12 protein-coding genes and 2 pseudogenes are annotated in these 16,302 nt (G+C 61.9%); 7 read left to right on the forward strand and 7 right to left on the reverse strand.

Annotated features, from left to right (window positions below; genetic code table 11):
* The first annotated feature begins 20 nt into the window (after positions 1-20).
* From QM685_RS14595 to QM685_RS14620, 6 genes and pseudogenes are all read left to right on the forward strand, one after another.
* Entirely contained in the window at positions 21-1,034 is a 1,014-nt protein-coding gene (locus tag QM685_RS14595; protein WP_415117066.1) for a proline racemase family protein, read from the forward strand.
* A gap of 93 nt (positions 1,035-1,127) precedes the next feature.
* Positions 1,128-1,304 (forward strand): annotated as a pseudogene (locus tag QM685_RS14600) (integrase); the annotation flags it as partial.
* Positions 1,305-1,537: 233 nt separating this feature from the next.
* Positions 1,538-2,038 (forward strand): sigma-70 family RNA polymerase sigma factor, encoded by a 501-nt coding sequence (locus QM685_RS14605; protein ID WP_415117068.1) that lies wholly within the window; start codon positions 1,538-1,540, stop codon positions 2,036-2,038.
* Complete coding sequence (locus tag QM685_RS14610; protein ID WP_415117070.1) at positions 2,035-3,021, forward strand: FecR domain-containing protein; 987 nt, start codon at positions 2,035-2,037, stop codon at positions 3,019-3,021. Before QM685_RS14605 ends, QM685_RS14610 begins: the two co-directional genes overlap by 4 nt.
* Before the next feature lie 118 nt (positions 3,022-3,139).
* A complete protein-coding gene (locus QM685_RS14615; protein WP_415117072.1) occupies positions 3,140-5,536 on the forward strand; it encodes a TonB-dependent siderophore receptor in 2,397 nt (798 codons plus the stop codon).
* Positions 5,537-5,548: 12 nt separating this feature from the next.
* A pseudogene (locus tag QM685_RS14620) lies at positions 5,549-6,715 on the forward strand (PepSY-associated TM helix domain-containing protein); the annotation flags it as partial.
* A gap of 803 nt (positions 6,716-7,518) precedes the next feature.
* Here QM685_RS14620 and QM685_RS14625 read toward each other — a convergent pair.
* The 5 genes from QM685_RS14625 to QM685_RS14645 form a co-directional block, all read right to left on the reverse strand.
* On the reverse strand, positions 7,519-8,706 hold the full coding sequence (locus QM685_RS14625) for a porin (protein ID WP_415117074.1): 1,188 nt from the start codon (positions 8,704-8,706) through the stop codon (positions 7,519-7,521).
* Positions 8,707-8,764: 58 nt separating this feature from the next.
* The gene (locus tag QM685_RS14630; RefSeq protein ID WP_415117075.1) at positions 8,765-9,364 is read right to left on the reverse strand and encodes a DAK2 domain-containing protein; all 600 of its coding nucleotides are present in this window, start codon (positions 9,362-9,364) and stop codon (positions 8,765-8,767) included.
* On the reverse strand, positions 9,361-10,362 hold the full coding sequence (locus tag QM685_RS14635) for a dihydroxyacetone kinase subunit DhaK (protein ID WP_415117076.1): 1,002 nt from the start codon (positions 10,360-10,362) through the stop codon (positions 9,361-9,363). The genes QM685_RS14630 and QM685_RS14635 overlap by 4 nt, the downstream gene beginning before the upstream one ends.
* Positions 10,363-10,456: 94 nt before the next feature.
* Positions 10,457-11,800, reverse strand: coding sequence for an MFS transporter (locus QM685_RS14640; RefSeq protein ID WP_415117077.1), 1,344 nt, complete (start codon positions 11,798-11,800; stop codon positions 10,457-10,459).
* A 79-nt stretch (positions 11,801-11,879) separates the two neighbouring features.
* Positions 11,880-12,770: a dihydrodipicolinate synthase family protein gene (locus QM685_RS14645; RefSeq protein WP_415117078.1), complete on the reverse strand. Its 891-nt coding sequence runs from the start codon at positions 12,768-12,770 to the stop codon at positions 11,880-11,882.
* 241 nt (positions 12,771-13,011) lie between these two features.
* Between QM685_RS14645 and QM685_RS14650 the strand changes: the two genes are divergently transcribed.
* A complete protein-coding gene (locus tag QM685_RS14650) occupies positions 13,012-13,704 on the forward strand; it encodes a GntR family transcriptional regulator (protein WP_415117079.1) in 693 nt (230 codons plus the stop codon).
* A gap of 188 nt (positions 13,705-13,892) precedes the next feature.
* On the opposite strand, the gene QM685_RS14655 is transcribed toward QM685_RS14650, so the two are convergent.
* Positions 13,893-15,209 carry an aminotransferase class III-fold pyridoxal phosphate-dependent enzyme gene (locus tag QM685_RS14655; protein WP_415117080.1) on the reverse strand — a complete coding sequence of 439 codons (1,317 nt, stop codon included), beginning with the start codon at positions 15,207-15,209 and terminating at the stop codon, positions 13,893-13,895.
* A gap of 11 nt (positions 15,210-15,220) precedes the next feature.
* On the reverse strand, positions 15,221-16,132 hold the full coding sequence (locus tag QM685_RS14660) for an alpha/beta fold hydrolase (protein ID WP_415117081.1): 912 nt from the start codon (positions 16,130-16,132) through the stop codon (positions 15,221-15,223).
* Positions 16,133-16,302 lie beyond the last annotated feature (170 nt).

Genomic DNA, 16,302 nt, shown 5'->3' on the forward strand with positions numbered 1-16,302 from the left:
CATCCGACGGAGCCAACACCATGCAGAAACAGGACGTTTTCGACGTGATCTACACGCATACCGAGGGCGAACCGCTGTGTATCGTGCACAGCGGCATTCCCTATCCGGCCGGCTCGTCCATCCTCGAAAAACGCGCGCTGCTCGAACGCGACTACGACTGGCTGCGGCGCGCGCTGATGCGCGAACCGCGCGGGCATCGCGACATGTTCGGCGTCTTTCTCACCCCACCGTCGAGCCCCGACTACGACGCGGGTCTGATCTACATCGACGGCACCGAGTATTCGCATATGTGCGGCCACGGCACGATCGCCGTCGCGATGACGATGGTGGCGCTCGGCTTCGTGCCGCGGGGCGAGAACGGCATCACGAAGATCCGCTTCGAGACGACCGCGGGGCTGGTGGTCGCCGAAGTGGCGTCCGACGGCGACAAGGTGCTGTGGACGCGCTTCGAGAACGTGCCTGCCTACGTCGCCGCGCAGGACATTCCCGTGCATCTGCCCGGTTACGGCGACCTGAAAGCCGATCTCGTGTGGGGCGGCAACTATTTCGGCATCGTCGATCTCACCGGCAGCACGCTGCGCATCTCGCCGCAAAACGGCAGCGAACTGTCGCGGCTCGGCGTGCTCGTGCGCGAACAGATCAAAAGCCAGCTGCGCATCCAGCATCCGACCGAGGCACACATCGACAACCTCAACTTCGTCACCTTCTGGCATGCCCCGACGATTGAAGGCGCGTTTTACAAGAACGTCCACGTGTTCAGCGCGGGCCAGCTCGACCGGTCGCCGGGCGGCACGGGCACGAGCGCGATGATGGCGATGTTCGAGGCACGCGGCAAACTGAAGCTGAATCAGCCGATCCTGTCGGAAGGTCTGCTGGGCAGCGGCACCTTCGAGGGATGCCTGCTCGGCGAAGTCGATCTGAACGGCACGCGCGCGGTTCGTCCGACCGTCAAGGGCACCGCGAGTATTCTCGGCACCGCGCGCTGGACACTGGATCGCACCGATCCGGTCGGTGCGGGGTTTCTGGTCAGCTGAGTCCGACGCCCGGCAAGACGGCGCTCGATCGACCGGGTGCGGCGCCGGGCCGCGCGGACTGACGAATGCCGACGACGCGCGCGGGCGCGGCCTACCGCGCAGGGCCCCCCTACGATGCGCCGCACAAAGGCTTCGCTGATCTACCGGCGGACGAAGAACCTACGGGCGGTTCGACTGCTGCTCGGACATACCAAGCTGGAAAGTACAGTTCGCTACCTCGGCATTGAAGTCGACGATGCCCTCGAGATGGCGGAGCAGACCGAGATCTGACGGCAACAAGGCCGGCGAACGGCCGCTTGCCGGCCAGAATCCGGTCTTTCATCGCTCTCGTTGAAGTGTCCGCTAGCACGCACGGAACGGACGTCCGCTCCGGTTGACACAACTTTCTCGCCCCTCTCCAGAATCACAGGTCTCAAACCGCGGCTCGCCCGCGCCAAAAATCTGGAAACAGGATTAATTCTCATTTACACTGAAGCTCTCATCGATCGGTACTGGGCATAGCTATGTCTGCTTCAGGGACGGATGTCGTCCATTCTCTTTATGCGGATCATCATGCGTGGTTACATGGCTGGCTCAGGCGCAAGCTAGGCTGCACCTTTGCTGCGGCCGACCTCGCTCACGACACCTATGTCCGCCTGATCGCGTCGCGCCGCTTGCCTCAGCCTGAGGAATCGCGCGCCTATCTGATGCAGATCGCGCGCGGGCTGGTCGTCGATCTATATCGCCACCGGCAGATCGAAGCCGCTTTCCGTGATTCGCTCGCGTTGATGCCGGAGGACATGTGGCCGTCGGCGGAGCAGCAGGCAATCGTGATCGAGACGCTGACTGAAATCGATGCCGTGCTCGCCGCGCTGCCGGCGAAAGTGCGGGAAGCTTTCCTGCTATCGCGCTTCGATGGCCTGACGTATTCCGACATCGCCGTCAAACTCGACGTTTCCGTAGCCAGCGTGCGCAAGTACATGTTGAAGGCCGCACTCGCCTGCTATTCGAAGTTCGCGGGATGAGTCATCGTCTGAACGCGTCGTCCGCATCGGTACAACCGGAAAACGACGCCATCCTGAACGAAGCGTTGCAGTGGCTCGTCACGCTATGGTCTGGCGAAGCGACCCGTGACGAACAGGAAGCGTGCGAGCGCTGGCGGCGCGCGAGCCCGGCACACGAGGCCGCATGGCAACAGGTGCAGTCCATCGACAATCGCCTGGGCACCGTGCCCGCAAACCTCGCCGCGCCGACCTTGCGCGGCGCGCGTCAGCGGTCGCGGCGACGCGCTGTGCTGCGATCTCTCGTCTTCGCGGGCGGAACGGGGGCGCTGGCATGGGCCGCAAGCGACGGCTCGTCGTGGCGTAGCTGGTCGGCCGACTACCGTACTGCGACCGGCGAACAGCGCAACCTGGTACTCGCCGACGGCACGCATCTGATGATGAACACAGGCACCGCGCTCGACGTACGTTTCACCGCCAGCGAGCGCCGCATATTGCTGCGCTCCGGCGAAATTTACGTCGCCACGGCCCATGAGACGTCCGCCGTATATCGCGCGTTCATCGTCGAAACGGCGCAAGGTTCCGTGCAGGCGCTGGGCACGCGCTTCACCGTGAGACAGGACGACGCTGTGTCGTACGTCGCGGTGTACGAGGGCGCCGTGTCCGTGCTTCCCGCCCACTCGACGCAAGCACTGCGTGTCGAAGCCGGCCAGCGCACCACTTTCGTCGCCGATCGCGTGAACGCGCTGTCACCGGTCGACGCCGATTCGCCGGGCTGGACGCGCGGCCTGCTGGTGGTCGAGCAGATGCGCCTCGATGCGTTTGTCCGTGAACTTGGCCGGTATCGTTCGGGCTTCGTCCACACTGATCCTGCCGTGGCAGGCCTGCGCGTATCTGGCGTCTTTCCACTTGCCGACACCGACCGCGCGCTCGCATCGCTGCAACGGGCGCTACCGGTTCGCATCCAGTACGTGACGCGCTACTGGGTTGCCGTCCGGCCCGGCTGACCCGCGGCTTCCCCCTCGCGTAAAAATATTCTTCGTCATGGAGTAGCACTTTTTCTTTCTCGTTCGGGAAACAGGAAAAGCACCGCCGATCCACGCGAACGAGGAAGGAACTCCGGGAATGAACCACCGCTTTATGCCGCAGCGCACGTTGCTGTGCTGCCTTGCGCCCGTCATGGCCATGACGCCCGCCATCCTGCTCGCCGCGCCGCTACCAGCCGGCGTGCGCCACTACGACATTCCGGCAGGCACGCTCGATCAGGTGCTCAATCGCTATGCGAGCGAAGCGAACGTGCTGCTTACCATCGACAGCAAACTGACCGCCGGCCATTCCAGTTCGGGCCTGCATGGCGATTACGAGCTCGCAGCCGGTTTCTCTGCCATTCTCGCGGGCAGCGGCCTCGATGCGGTGTCCGACGGAACCCGCGGCGGCTACGTGCTGCGCGCGGCGAGCGTCGATACGGCGGCCGCAGGCACCGTATTGCCTACGATGACAGTCAGCGGCCAGCGCGCCGACCCGAATGCATTGCCCGTTTCGTACGCCGGCGGGCAAGTCGCGACCGGCGGACGCGTCGGCCTGCTCGGCAACCGGGACGTGATGGATACGCCGTTCAATACGGTCAGCTATACGCGGCAACTCATTCAGGACCAGCAGGCGTATTCCGTCACGGACGTGCTGGCGAACAATCCGTCGGTGCGCATCCTGTACCCCGACAACGATGGCTCGACAGACTTCTCGATTCGCGGCAACAAGGTGTCCCAGCTGGACATCGCTTACGACGGACTGTACGGAATCGGCACGCCGGGGATCGAGTCGCTCGAACGCATCGAAGTGCTGATCGGCGCGAACGCGCTGCTCAACGGACTTGGGCCGATTGGTGGTGTCGGCGGGTATATCAACCAGGTGCCGAAGAAGGCGCTCGACGATCCAATGGCGCAGCTGACGTTCGGCTATATCGGCGGACAGTGGGGCGGCGGCGTTGACGTCGGCCAGCGCTTCGGCGTCGACAAGCAGTTCGGCATCCGTTTCAATGGCGCTTACCGTGATGGCGACACCGAAGCCGACAACCAGTCACGCAAGGTCGGCACGGCCACCCTGGCGATGGACTGGCGCAGTCCCGACAATCACGTGCGTCTGTCGACGAACTTCGGCTATCGCGAGAACGACAACGATTCGCCGGCGCGCACGCTGTATATGTACAGCAGCACATTCAAGATCCCCGGACCGCCCCCCGATCCGAAGTCGAACTGGCAGAACGCGTGGGCCTACGACAACACGCGAACCACTTTCGCGACCGGGCGCGCCGAAGTTGATGTCACGCCCGACATCACCGCCTATGCGGCAATCGGCGGATCGCAGTTTCGCGAGGAACAACTGTTCGCGAACTCGTTCCTGATGAACAGCGCGGGCGATGTCGGCCAGAACCAGGTCTACTGGCCGCTGTACCGCAACACGATTTCCGGGGAAGCGGGCGTGCGCGGCACGCTGCAAACGGGGCCGGTCAAGCACAACTGGTCGTTTGCGCTATCGGGGCTGCGCGAGAACAACGGCATCGTGGCGACGACGCTGGAGACGACCTTTACGAACCTGTATCACCCGGTGTTCATTGCACAGCCGAGCATCGCCGGTCTCGCGGATTCGAACAACGTGCCTCGCACCGGGGAAACCGAACTGTATGGAATTGCGCTCGCTGACACGATGTCGGTGCTGCACGACCGCGTGCAACTGACGCTCGGCTTGCGCGAGCAAGGCGTCAGCGCGAAAAACTATTCGACGGCCGGCATCCTGACCTCGACCTACGACAAAAGCGCGCTCACGCCCGCCGTTGGGCTTAACGTGCGCGCGACCGAAGGCCTCTCGCTGTACGCGAATTACATCGAAGGTCTCCAGCAAGGCGGTCAGGCGCCTACCGGCTACAGCAACGCGGGCGAGAGCTTTCCGCCCTTTGTGTCGAAGCAATACGAAGTCGGCGCGAAATACGATTTCGGCAACTTCATGACCACGCTGAGCGCATATCAGATCACCACGCCCAATGCGCAGGCCGACGGTCTCACTTACAGCGTCAACGGTGAACAGAAAACCAAAGGTCTGGAGCTGAACACTTACGGGGAGGTGGCGCGCGGCGTGCGTCTGCTTGGCGGCATGGCGCTGATCGATGCGCGTCAGACGCACACCGCCAACGGTGTCAACGACGGCAAACGCGTGACCGGCAGTGCCGACTTCCAGCTCAACCTGGGCGCCGAATGGGATGCGTTTTTCCTGCCCGGATTGACCTTCAGCGGACGCGTAATCTACACGGGCTCCGAATACATCGATGCGGGCAACCAGCAGTCTATTCCGGGATGGGTGCGTTACGACGCGGGTGTGCGCTACAAGACCGTGATCGCCGGGCGTGAGACCGCGTTTCGTTTCAACGTCGAGAACCTGACGAACCGGAGCTACTGGATCGGCGGGCAGGGGTTCGTGATGCAGAGCCGGCCACGCACTTTCCTGATGTCGGTCAGCGTGGCGCTGTAGGCCCGGCGCGTTCTGGTTATGGCTCGTTCAACGCGCACCTGGTTGCGGCTGCACACGTGGAGCAGCCTTGTCTGCACGCTGTTTCTGCTGGTCGTCTGCGTGACGGGTTTGCCTCTTATTTTTCTCGACGAGATCAGCGAACATTGGCGTGGCGATCCGCCGGCGGCCGCACTGTCCGCTGATACGCCGCTCGTCGATCTTGACCGGCTGGTGGCGTCCGCTGTCGGCAAGCGCGGCGTCTTTCCGGGCGAGACAGTCCGCTGGCTGAGCATCGAGGACGACAGCGGCCAGATCTGGATGGGCCTCGGGCCCTCGTATGAAGCGGCGCGCAGCCTCGACCATGTGGTGCGATTCGACGCACGCAGCGGGCGGGTGATTCGCGCGGCGCGTTCCGGCGAGCACACATCGCCGATGTGGATCGGCCTGATGTTCAGACTGCACACGGACGGGTTCGCCGGGCTGTATGGCGAACTGTTTCTCGCAGCCATGGCGTTGCTGTTCGTTATCGCGACGGTCTCCGGGGTGGCGCTGTACGGTCCGTTCATGAAGAGGCTGTCGTTTGGTACGGTGCGCAGTGATCGGTCACATCGCGTCGCATGGCTCGATCTTCACAATCTGCTAGGCATCGTGACCGTGGTGTGGATTTTGAGCGTCGGCGTGACCGGCATCATCAACCAGCTTTCGACGCCCCTTTACGACGTCTGGCGCAACACTGCACTCAAAGCGCTGCTCGCAGCGTACCGCGATCAGCCGATGCCGTCCCAACTCGGCTCAGTCCAGGTCGCCTACGAAACGGCCTTGCGCGCGGAGCCGGGAAAAACGGTGCGCAGCATCCGCTTTCCTGACGGACAACTCGGTAGCCCATACCACTACCTGATCTGGACTCACGGCGAGACGCCGTTGACCTCGCAACTCGCTACGCCTGTGCTGGTGGATGCGCGATCGGGACAACTGACGGCGAAACCGTCGCTGCCCTGGTACCTGACCATGTTGCTGACGGCGAGGCCGTTGCATTTCGGCGACTACGCGGGGCTGCCGCTCAAGATCATCTGGGCGCTGCTGGATGTCATCACGATTACTTTGCTGAGCAGCGGTGTGTACTTGTGGATCGCGCGGCGCAAGTCTCGCGCCGCGCGAGTCGAGCGACTCGTTGGTACGTATGAATCGGCACGAGCTCCGGTGGAGCGGCGAGTCGGCGAAATGGAAAGGGATCGACGAATGCAAGCTTCGACAGATCATGCTGTGACGTTTCGCCGGGTGTGGCGCATCCCGTTCATTCTGGCGTTGGTAACCGCGTTCGGGTTGCTAGCCGCGCTACTGGGTCGCGGGATCTGGCATGTAGCGGCCTGGTTCGCTCTAGCTAGCCCGATTCTGGTAACGGCGTACTTTGGAGTGAGACGAAAAAAGGACTGATGCAGTTCGCTTGCACTGCTCCGCCGCTACGAAGACTGCCTTCGCCGTCCGGTGAGAGACGTGGTGTTCGAGGCGACCATGCTGATGGTCCGCTTTGGGCTCGTAACCGGTCAACGAACGTTTTGAAGGCAACTGACCGCGTTGGGTCGCGTGCTGTCCTCGCGCAGGCGAAAAGCTGTCATTCGAGGTTAACCGGTGGTCCAACGACCGCGGAGCAACCCATAGCGGCCCTTGGCCAGCGTTCGACCCAATGACCGCAAAGGCCGAATTGTATGAGTAGGCCGTCCGTCAGGTTCTGAAGCGAAGCAGCCGATCCAATGGCAGGTTTTCCCGACGCCCTGCATATCGAAAGTTGTGACTGTACGAGCGCTTCAGGACACCCATCCTTTCAAGTCGATTGATACGGAGCCGCATTCCACGCCTGGTATCGGCGAGCCGGGAAACAACCTCGCGACCCTGTTCAGGGGAAAGGTTCGGGCAAACGAGTCATCGAGCACAAGGGTGAAGTGACCAGCTAGCGCGTCCGTGGACTCGCAACCGCGCGCCGCGCACTCCACCCGCCCCACGCTTTAGAACCGATGCCTGATCCCCGTAAACACAGCGACCTGACTGGCCGACGAAGAAGTACCCGCATAAACAATACTTGCGATCGTCCGGTACTCGCCATTGACGAGCGTCGAGGCATCGCCGGTCGCCTTCTGATAAACAGCGGACACGTAGATATCCGTGCGCTTGCTCAGCAGATAATCGGCGCCCAGCGTGAACTGATGCCATTTCGGATGCAGGCTATCCGAGGAAGCGCCCGGCAGATTGGTCGCGTGTCCATCGGTGAATGCATAGACGCCGATGAGCTGCACGGCCGGAGTGAGTTGATATCTGAGGTTCGCTTCGTAGTTGTTGAGTCGCCGCGCTGCGCCGTCGTTGTATTGAATGTCCGACAGGCTATAACCGAGACCAGCCGTCACACTACCGAAGACATAGCTCGTGCCGGCCGCGAAGATTCGCTGGCGTCTGACGCCGCCGTCCATGCCATAGAAAAACACCGAGCTATAGTCGTCGCCATTGCTGGTCGAAGCCCCGCCGACTGCTCCACCGGTGTTGGAGACGGCGTTCGGATGATCGAGTTGCAGATACCCCGCGCCGATCGAGAACGGCCCGTGCACGTAGTTCGCTGACAGCGCCCATGCACGGTTATTGCCGAAGCCGGTCCCTGCGCTTCCTGCGGCCTGATTGCTGAAGGAATAAACGCCTTCGGCAGAAAATCCATAGAAGTTGATCGAACGGACTTTGACCGTGTTGTTCAAGCGGAAGAACTGGTTGAGGTTATCGTTGTCGCCGATGTGAGCCGATGTCGACCAGAAGCCTGGTCCGAAGAGCGGCGCTACCAGATCCGCGATCGCGTCGTATTGCCGCCCGAACGTAATGGTGCCGATCCTGTTCGAGCTGAGGCCGACGAACGCCTGTCGACCGAACAGGCGCCCCGCCTGACCGAGCGTGCCGTTCGTCACGTTGAAGCCATTTTCCAGCGTGAACACCGCGCTCAGACCGCCGCCCAGGTCTTCAGTACCACGCAGCCCGAATCGGGAGCCGCTCGCCTTGCCGGTCGTCGCCTGCCATGCATGCGCGCCATTCAGATTGCTGACGTAACTGAGTCCCCCGTCGACGAGTCCATACAGGGTGACCGAACTCTGCGCCATAGCCTGCGACGCACTCGCGCTCAACGCACCCAATACCGCTACCGACGCCAATTTTCTCATTGTTTTATTCCTGAATAATCCTGTTTTTCACTGGCTCAGTGAATCGAACCAAGTATTTTTAGATGCTCTGCGCCATGCGCAGCAGCGCGACCATCCCCGGATCGTCTTGCCCCGCCGAGCGCTCCGCGAACATCCGCGCGCGTCCAATGCGATTCGGGCGGCCACGAAATTCGCTCAGTGTTTCTTCAATCGCGCTGCACGCGACGCCCTTCCAGGCATCGGCCGCGCTTGCGGCTCCGAGCGCGTCGCCAACCGCATTCAGTGCATCCAGCACCGTCTTGTCGCCCAGCTTCGCTCCGCCTCTTGCGGACAGAACATCCGTGATCCGTCGAATCAGGCTCACCACATCTTCGCGCGTGAGTTCGACAAGCTGCTCGCTTTGCTTTGCCGCCGTAAGCAGCGCCTGCGCGAGCAGCGTGCCGAAGCTCGATCCCGACGCGTTCGCGCAGCCGAGCGCGGCGCGGCGGAAGACGTCGGTCAAGGTATCGCTCATGTGCGGCAGAGCGGCCTCAACCTCGGCCGCGCATTTGTCGAGGGTGGCACCGAGGTCGCCGTCGCCGAGCCGTCCGTCGAGCGTATTGAGTTCGGGCGCGGCGGCGTGCAGTCCCACGCACACACGCGTGATCGCGTGCTTCAGTTGTGTTGCATCGAGCGTCATCGTGCGTTCCAGAAGGGACAATTAGTGGGAGCCGCGAGAAGCCGCGCAAACTCATCGTCGAGCGGCATCAGTGTCAACGACGCCCCCGTCATTTCCATCGACGTTGCGTAACGTCCGATCAGCGGCATCTCGGGAACGATGCCCTTCCCGTTCAGCGCCGCTCGCACCGAGCGATACAGGATGTAGAGCTCCTCGAGCGGCGTCGCGCCCAGGCTGTTCACCAGCACCGAGACCCGGTCGCCTCGCGCGAGCGTCATGTCGGCGAGCAGCCGTTCGAGCATCTCGTTGGCGAGTTCGTCCGCGCGCTTGAGCTTGCCGCGCCAGATGCCGGGCTCACCGTGGATACCCATGCCGAACTCCATTTCATCGTCGGCGATCTCGAACGACGGGCGGCCTACCTCCGGAACGACGCATGGCGCGAGCGCAATCCCGATCGATCGGCAAGCGGCGGCGGCGCTCCCGGCGACGCGTGCGACTTCGGCAAGCGGCGCATCTTCTTGCGCTTTCGCGCCGGCCAGCTTGAATGCATAGACGAGCCCGGCCACCCCGCGACGCTTCTCCTTTTCCGGCAACGACGCGCTCGCGACATCATCGGCAACCCGCACCGAGGCCACCTCCATGCCTTCAAGTTCGGCAAACTCCTTCGCCATCTCGAAGTTCATCCGGTCGCCACCATAGTTGCCGTAGAGCTGCAACACGCCCGCGCCGCCGTCGGCAGCGCGCATCGCCGCGAGGCAGTCGTTGACCCGTGGCCCGGCGAACACGTTGCCCACGGCGGCCGCATCGAGCAAGCCGTGTCCGATGTAGCCGTGAAACACGGGCAGATGGCCCGAGCCGCCGCCCGTCACGATGCCGACCTTGCCTTTCGTCACGCCGCCCGCGCGCACCACTACGCGGGGTGCATCGGCCGGGCGCTGGTACACCTCCGGATGCGCGGCACACAGCCCGTCGAGCATTTCATCGACGTAGTCATCCGGTTCGTTCAATATTTTCTTCACGTTTGCTCCAGGCGAAGAAGGACGCCGCCGTCGCGCGCGACAGCGTCCTTGTTAGGTAGATCGATTGAAAACCGGGGCGAGGATGCCCCAGGCGTCAACGGCGTTCGGCAGCCGGCTTCGTTTCCGGCAGCGCGAGCGCACAGACGGCGGACAGCACCGCGATCGCCGCCATATAAGTGGCGATCGGCCAGAAGGCCTTGAACTGCAGCAGCAAGGCCGTTGCGACGAGCGGCGAGAGACCGCCGCCGAGAATCGGGCCGATCTGTTGCACGAGAGACAAGCCCGTGTAGCGCACGCGCGCCGGGAACAGCTCCGAGAAGAACGCGCCCTGCGCGCCGAACATCGCCCCGTGGCCGAGCCCCAGACCGATCGACACCGCGAGCCAGATGGACGGCGCCGTGGCTGCGTCCATCAGCCAGAAGAACGGTGCCGCGAACACGGCCTGCAAAAGCGCACCGAACACATATACGGGCTTGCGGCCGAACCTGTCCGCGCACAAGCCGAAGATGGGCAGCGTCACGCACTCGACCAGACAGCCGACCAGAATGCCATTGAGCACGAGCGACTTCGGCAGATGATGCACCGTCACCGCATAGGTGATCGCGAACACGGCGTAGATGTTGAACAGGCCGCTCTCGGCAATCTTCGCACCGATGCCGAGCACGATACGCAGCCAGTGCTCACGCAGCGCTTCGGCGATGGGCAGCTTCGGCGGCGCTTTCTCGCGTGCAGCGGCTTCGAAGTCCGGCGACTCGTCGATGCGAAAGCGGATGAACAGCCCGAGTCCGACCAGCACGATGCTGCCGATGAACGGCAGGCGCCATCCCCAGCTCAGGAACTGCTCATCGGTCAGGGCTGCGGAGAGGCCCCCCATCAGCGCGATGGGCAACAGGAAGCCCGCCGGCAGACCGATATGCACGACCGAACTGCAGAACGCCCGCATGCGCGGCGGTGCATGCTCGATCGCCATCACCATGCCACCGCCATACTCGCCGCCAATGCCAATGCCTTGCAGCAGGCGCAGCGCGAGCAGCAGGATCGGCGCCCACGGGCCGATCTGCGCGTAGGTCGGCATCAGACCGATCAGGAAAGTGCCGACACCCATGATCAGCACGGTCAGAAGCAGCATGTTCCGGCGCCCGACGCGATCGCCGAAATGGCCGAACAGAATGCCGCCGAGCGGACGCGCGCAGTAGCCGATGAAGAAAGTGGCGAACGCGGCGATCGTGCTGATCAGCGCGTTATCGGCCGGAAAGAAAATCTTGTTGAAGACGATCGCAGTGGCCGTCGCATACAGCGTGAAGTCGTAATACTCCACCATGGTGCCGATTGCGCTGGCGAACGCGACCTTCGCGTATTCGCGGCGCGTGCCGCGACCCGCGACGCGACTCGCGGTCCCGGAGGACCGCGAGTCGAACGGTTCCGCTTGTTGTGTCATTTGTCTCCTCGTCACTTTTGTCTCGAGCGATGGCGCGGCCAGCAAGCTGGCCTGCGCACCGCAAAACCCGTTGTGTCCGTTATGCGTCGAAGCGCAACACGGCGTCGAGCTCGCGCTTGATGTTGGCCAGTTGCGCTTCGCTCGTGCGCGGCATCGGCATGCGCGGCAGGCCGGCGTCGCAACCCTGCAACGTCAGCGCGGTTTTGATGTTGGCGGGCAGATTGTCGGCGAAGATCGCGTTCCAGAAACGCAGCAACGCTTCATGGATGGTGCGCGCGCGCTCATGTTCGCCATTCTTCACGGCATTCCACAGCGCCACGCAGACGCCCGGCACCGCGGCTGGGTTCGCGGCGATCGTGCCGTGCGCGCCAAGCGCGAACGACGGATACAGCAATGCATCGACCGCCGTGTAGACGCGCGCGTGCTTCGGCGCACCGATCAGCAGGTCTGCCATCAGCTTGAGGTCGCCGGCGCTCTGCTTGACGCCCTGCACGCCCGGCAGCTCGTTCATGAGGCGGATCAGCAACGCGGGCGACAGGTAGTTCCACGGCACGACGTTGTAGATCACGACAGGAATATCGACCGCGCTAGTGAGCGCCTTGAAGTGCTCGAACGTGGCCTGCTCGTCCGGCTTGAACACGTAGTGCACCGGCGTGACCTGCAAAGCCTTCACCGGCAGATGGGCGACGGCTTTCGCGCGGGCAATCGCATCGCGCGTGCTGTTGGCGATGATGCCGACCATCACCGGCACGCGCCCGTCAGCTTCCTCGACGCAGATTTCGGTGAGGCGCGCGAGTTCCTGCTGGCTCAGCGTGTGGCCTTCGCCGCTGCTGCCGCCCACGCACAGGCCGTGCACTTTCTTGCGGATGTTGAACTGAACGACGTTGCGAAACGCCTGCTCGTCGATTTCGCCGTCCGCGGTGAAAGGCGTCACGACGGGAGGGATGATGCCGGTAAGGTCGAGGCTCATGAGTCGGGTCTGGATCAGGAAGTTGAGAGAAGCGACGGCCGGACAGCCAGGTACCTGTCTGCCGTGGCCGATCAGTGCGATGCGAGCATGATTGCGCGTGTCACAGGTCAGAATGATATCTGTAACATGTTACACTGATATCAGTGAAAACACTTACGATGTGAGTGCGTGGTCACAGGACATCAAAGCGCTCTCATCGTTTATGCTTGGCTGAATGAAAAAAACTGGAGTATCCGAAGCAATGGTAGCCATCGAGCCGCGCACTCCCATCCTCGCGCAACGCGATATGGCCTATGAAGGATTTCGCCAACAGATCATGAACGCCGGGCTGAAGCCGGGACAGTTCGTATCGCAGCGCGAATTGACGGAACTGCTAGGCCTGCCGCTCGCGGCGGTGCGCGAAATGATTCCGCGGCTGGAGGCCGCGCGGCTGATTCGCACCGTGCCCAAGCGGGGGCTGCAGGTGGTGCACGTCGATCTGAAGCTGGTGCGTAATGCTTTCCAGATTCGCGCGATGATCGAGCGCGAGGCCGTGCTGCACTTCGTGCGCAACGTGAGCGATGCCGATCTCACGCGCATCGAACGCGAGCATCAGGCGATTCTCAAGCGGGCGCGCGCCGCCACACCGGATGCGGAACTCGATCGCGACGCCCAGGCGGTCGACTGGGGCCTGCACGATTTCATGGTGGATTCGATCGGCAATGAGATCCTGTCGGAGCTCTATCGCGTGAACAGTCTGCATGTGCGGCTCATTCGCCTCGATGCGCACGTCATCCGGCCCATGCGCATCCTGCCGGCCATGGAGGAGCATCTGCAATTTCTCAAGGTCGTGAAGACACGCGACGAAAGCGCCGCCGTGACGCAGATGATGGAGCACATAGAACGCTCGAAGCAACGCGTGCTGCAGGCATTGCTCGAAGACCGCGGTAGCTGAAAGTAAATGTAGGTGGTCTCCAGCAGAATCGTGCGTCCGCATGCATTGCTTTGTTGCGTAGCACCTTCATGAGCTTCGGCACGATGGTCGGCCTGATTTCGCGTCCAATATGGAAGTTGTCCGTCGCGCCGAGGTTCGACAACATCGCGAGAAAGCGCGGCTTCCGAACTGAGGAACCATCGGTTCTACTACCGCATTCGTATATTGAACTCCGCCAGCACATCCGCGAAAATCTGGAGGCCGTCCTGCAGATCTTTCTGACTAACGGTAAGCGGTGGCGCGATAACACACAGGTTGAACTTGATATAGACCCAGATTCCACGGCTGAGCAGAGCAGCCTGAAAGTCGCTCATCAGAGTCTGGTCTCCAGACTGCCACGGGACGACCGGCTCACGTGTTTCGCGGTCCCTCACCAGTTCAATTCCGAAAAATGCCCCGATGCCGCGAATATCTCCAATCGCAGGGATATTCCGCTGGATCTCCGCCAGGTCAGACCCTAGCCACTTCTCGATTTCTCGCGCCCGCACAAACAGGCCATCGTCGTCGTAAGCCTGCAAGGCGCCCAGCCCGGCGGCCATGCAAACAGGGTGGCCCGAATAGGTGTGGCCGTAGGGGAAAGGGACACCATCGAAAATTCGGGCGATCTCCTCACGCATCAGGACGCCGCCTAGCGGGATGTATCCACCGGTTACGCCCTTTGCGAAGGTAATCATGTCCGGCTCGACACCTACGCGCTGCGACGCGAACATCTCTCCGATTCGCCCAAAGCCGCACATCACCTCGTCGTGGATCAGAAGTGCCCCGTACTTCGAAGCTATGGTGCGTAGACCGGAGAGATAACCCTCTTCGTAAACCACAAGACCGTCTGAGCCGAGTACCGGCTCTATCAGGATTGCCGCGATGTTGTCCGGGTTCTCCTGCTGCACGATTCGTTCGATATGATCCAGTGCCCGATGGACCTCCTCGGTGCGGTCAGGTGTGTGAAACGGCGATCGGTAGGGATATGGCGCGAAGAAATGAACGACACCTCCGGGCGCGGATTGCTCGCTGGCCCAGCGGCGGCTGCCACCTGTTAGCGCCGCGGCACCTGTGCTCGTACCGTGGTAGGACCGATACGCGCACAATATTTTCTGCCGGCCGGTAATCAGACGTGCGATTTTTACCGCGTCATCGTTTGCTTCTCCTCCGCCGGTGGTGAAGTGGACCCTCGCGTCGCCTGGCCACGGCGCACGGGCGCATAGACGCCTGGAGAATTCCATGCGGCTGTCGTTCTGGAGTGTCGGAGAAACAAAGCACAGAGCATCCAGTTGCTGCCTGATGGCGCGTATTACCGTAGGGTGCCCATGCCCCAGATTCGCGCACATAAGTCCACTAGACAGGTCCAGGCACCGTTGTCCATCCGATGTTCTCAGGTGAACGCCAGATGCGCTGGAGAACACAGGACCTGGAGGTGTTCCCTGGCGGGACCAGGGAGTCATGAAGCTCGCGCTGACGTCGGGTTTCATAAGTAAAGTAGTCACGGCTTCCTGAAAAATGCACGAATCTCACGAGCGCACGTTTCCGGCGCCTCATAGTGCACAAAGTGTCCCGCATCGGCAAATTCGATGCTGAAATCGTCGAAGTATTCGCCCAGCTTGTCGGACCATTCAGGCCGGATCAGGGGATCCCTTTTTCCCCACAAAAAGCGTGACGGTACGGCAATCTTCGAAGACTTGGGCAAGCTCCCATCCAGCCACTTCCGACGATTTTCGGCTGAACTCACATACCAGTCGAAGCCGCCCTGGATGTTGTTGTTCAGCATGAACATGTCGGCATAGATTTCGATCAGGTCGCGGAAGACGGCGGGATTGTCCCCTGACCAGTGATTGAGGAAATGCGACATGTAGAGCTTGCAGTTCTCTCGCGAAGATCCCACCAGATCGGCCGCCCAGGGCAATTGCTGGAAATACTGGTACCAGACTTCGATCAGGTGGTCTGGTTGACCATACCGGGCACCCAGACCCGGGTAGGGAGTGCAAAAATAAAATGCTCCGTTTAGCCGCTCACCGTACTTCTGGCTAAAGGCTTGCAAGACATAGGCGCCGAGATCACCACCCACCATGCCGAAATCTCTCAGCCCGAGTTGCTGTGTGAATTCGGCAATGTCGTCGGCATGAGTGGTCGCGCCGGCATTGCGGTCAGGGCCCGCACCCGGTTTGCCCGTGAAACCGCAGCCTCGCAGATCCGGAACGATCAATTCGAAATCGTTCTTGAGCATCATCATCAATGGCTTGAAGACAATCCAGAATTCCGGCCATCCATGCAGCAGGACCAGTGGTTGCCCGTGGCCGATTTGCGCATAATGCATACGCAGATCATTTGCTTTTACATAGTCGAAACGGATGCCTTCCCCGGCTGCATCCCGCATGGCCTTTTCCAGCGCTGTCATAAACTCCTCCTGATTGATCTGCGTTGTGTTCCGGGCGATATTGCCGGACACGGATCAATTTAGAGGTCCCGGATAAAGGCGTCCAATACCGAGTACATACGCTTGCAGACGAGGCGCGTATGGAAGCAGGCATGGGCAGAGTCGAATGTGCCCGGATGCTCGCATCACTG

Origin of the sequence: Paraburkholderia sp., from assembly GCF_047605525.1 — a bacterium.
Lineage (GTDB): Bacteria > Pseudomonadota > Gammaproteobacteria > Burkholderiales > Burkholderiaceae > Paraburkholderia.

What these genes read in the sequence shown, in the direction of transcription:
- QM685_RS14610 (WP_415117070.1), top strand. Translation starts at nt 2,035, where the DNA reads ATGAGTCATCGTCTGAACGCGTCGTCCGCATCGGTACAACCGGAAAAC.
- QM685_RS14645 (WP_415117078.1), bottom strand. Translation starts at nt 12,770, where the DNA reads ATGAGCCTCGACCTTACCGGCATCATCCCTCCCGTCGTGACGCCTTTC.
- QM685_RS14625 (WP_415117074.1), bottom strand. Translation starts at nt 8,706, where the DNA reads ATGAGAAAATTGGCGTCGGTAGCGGTATTGGGTGCGTTGAGCGCGAGT.
- QM685_RS14605 (WP_415117068.1), top strand. Translation starts at nt 1,538, where the DNA reads ATGTCTGCTTCAGGGACGGATGTCGTCCATTCTCTTTATGCGGATCAT.
- QM685_RS14640 (WP_415117077.1), bottom strand. Translation starts at nt 11,800, where the DNA reads ATGACACAACAAGCGGAACCGTTCGACTCGCGGTCCTCCGGGACCGCG.
- QM685_RS14655 (WP_415117080.1), bottom strand. Translation starts at nt 15,209, where the DNA reads ATGAAACCCGACGTCAGCGCGAGCTTCATGACTCCCTGGTCCCGCCAG.
- QM685_RS14615 (WP_415117072.1), top strand. Translation starts at nt 3,140, where the DNA reads ATGAACCACCGCTTTATGCCGCAGCGCACGTTGCTGTGCTGCCTTGCG.
- QM685_RS14660 (WP_415117081.1), bottom strand. Translation starts at nt 16,132, where the DNA reads ATGACAGCGCTGGAAAAGGCCATGCGGGATGCAGCCGGGGAAGGCATC.
- QM685_RS14595 (WP_415117066.1), top strand. Translation starts at nt 21, where the DNA reads ATGCAGAAACAGGACGTTTTCGACGTGATCTACACGCATACCGAGGGC.
- QM685_RS14630 (WP_415117075.1), bottom strand. Translation starts at nt 9,364, where the DNA reads ATGACGCTCGATGCAACACAACTGAAGCACGCGATCACGCGTGTGTGC.
- QM685_RS14650 (WP_415117079.1), top strand. Translation starts at nt 13,012, where the DNA reads ATGGTAGCCATCGAGCCGCGCACTCCCATCCTCGCGCAACGCGATATG.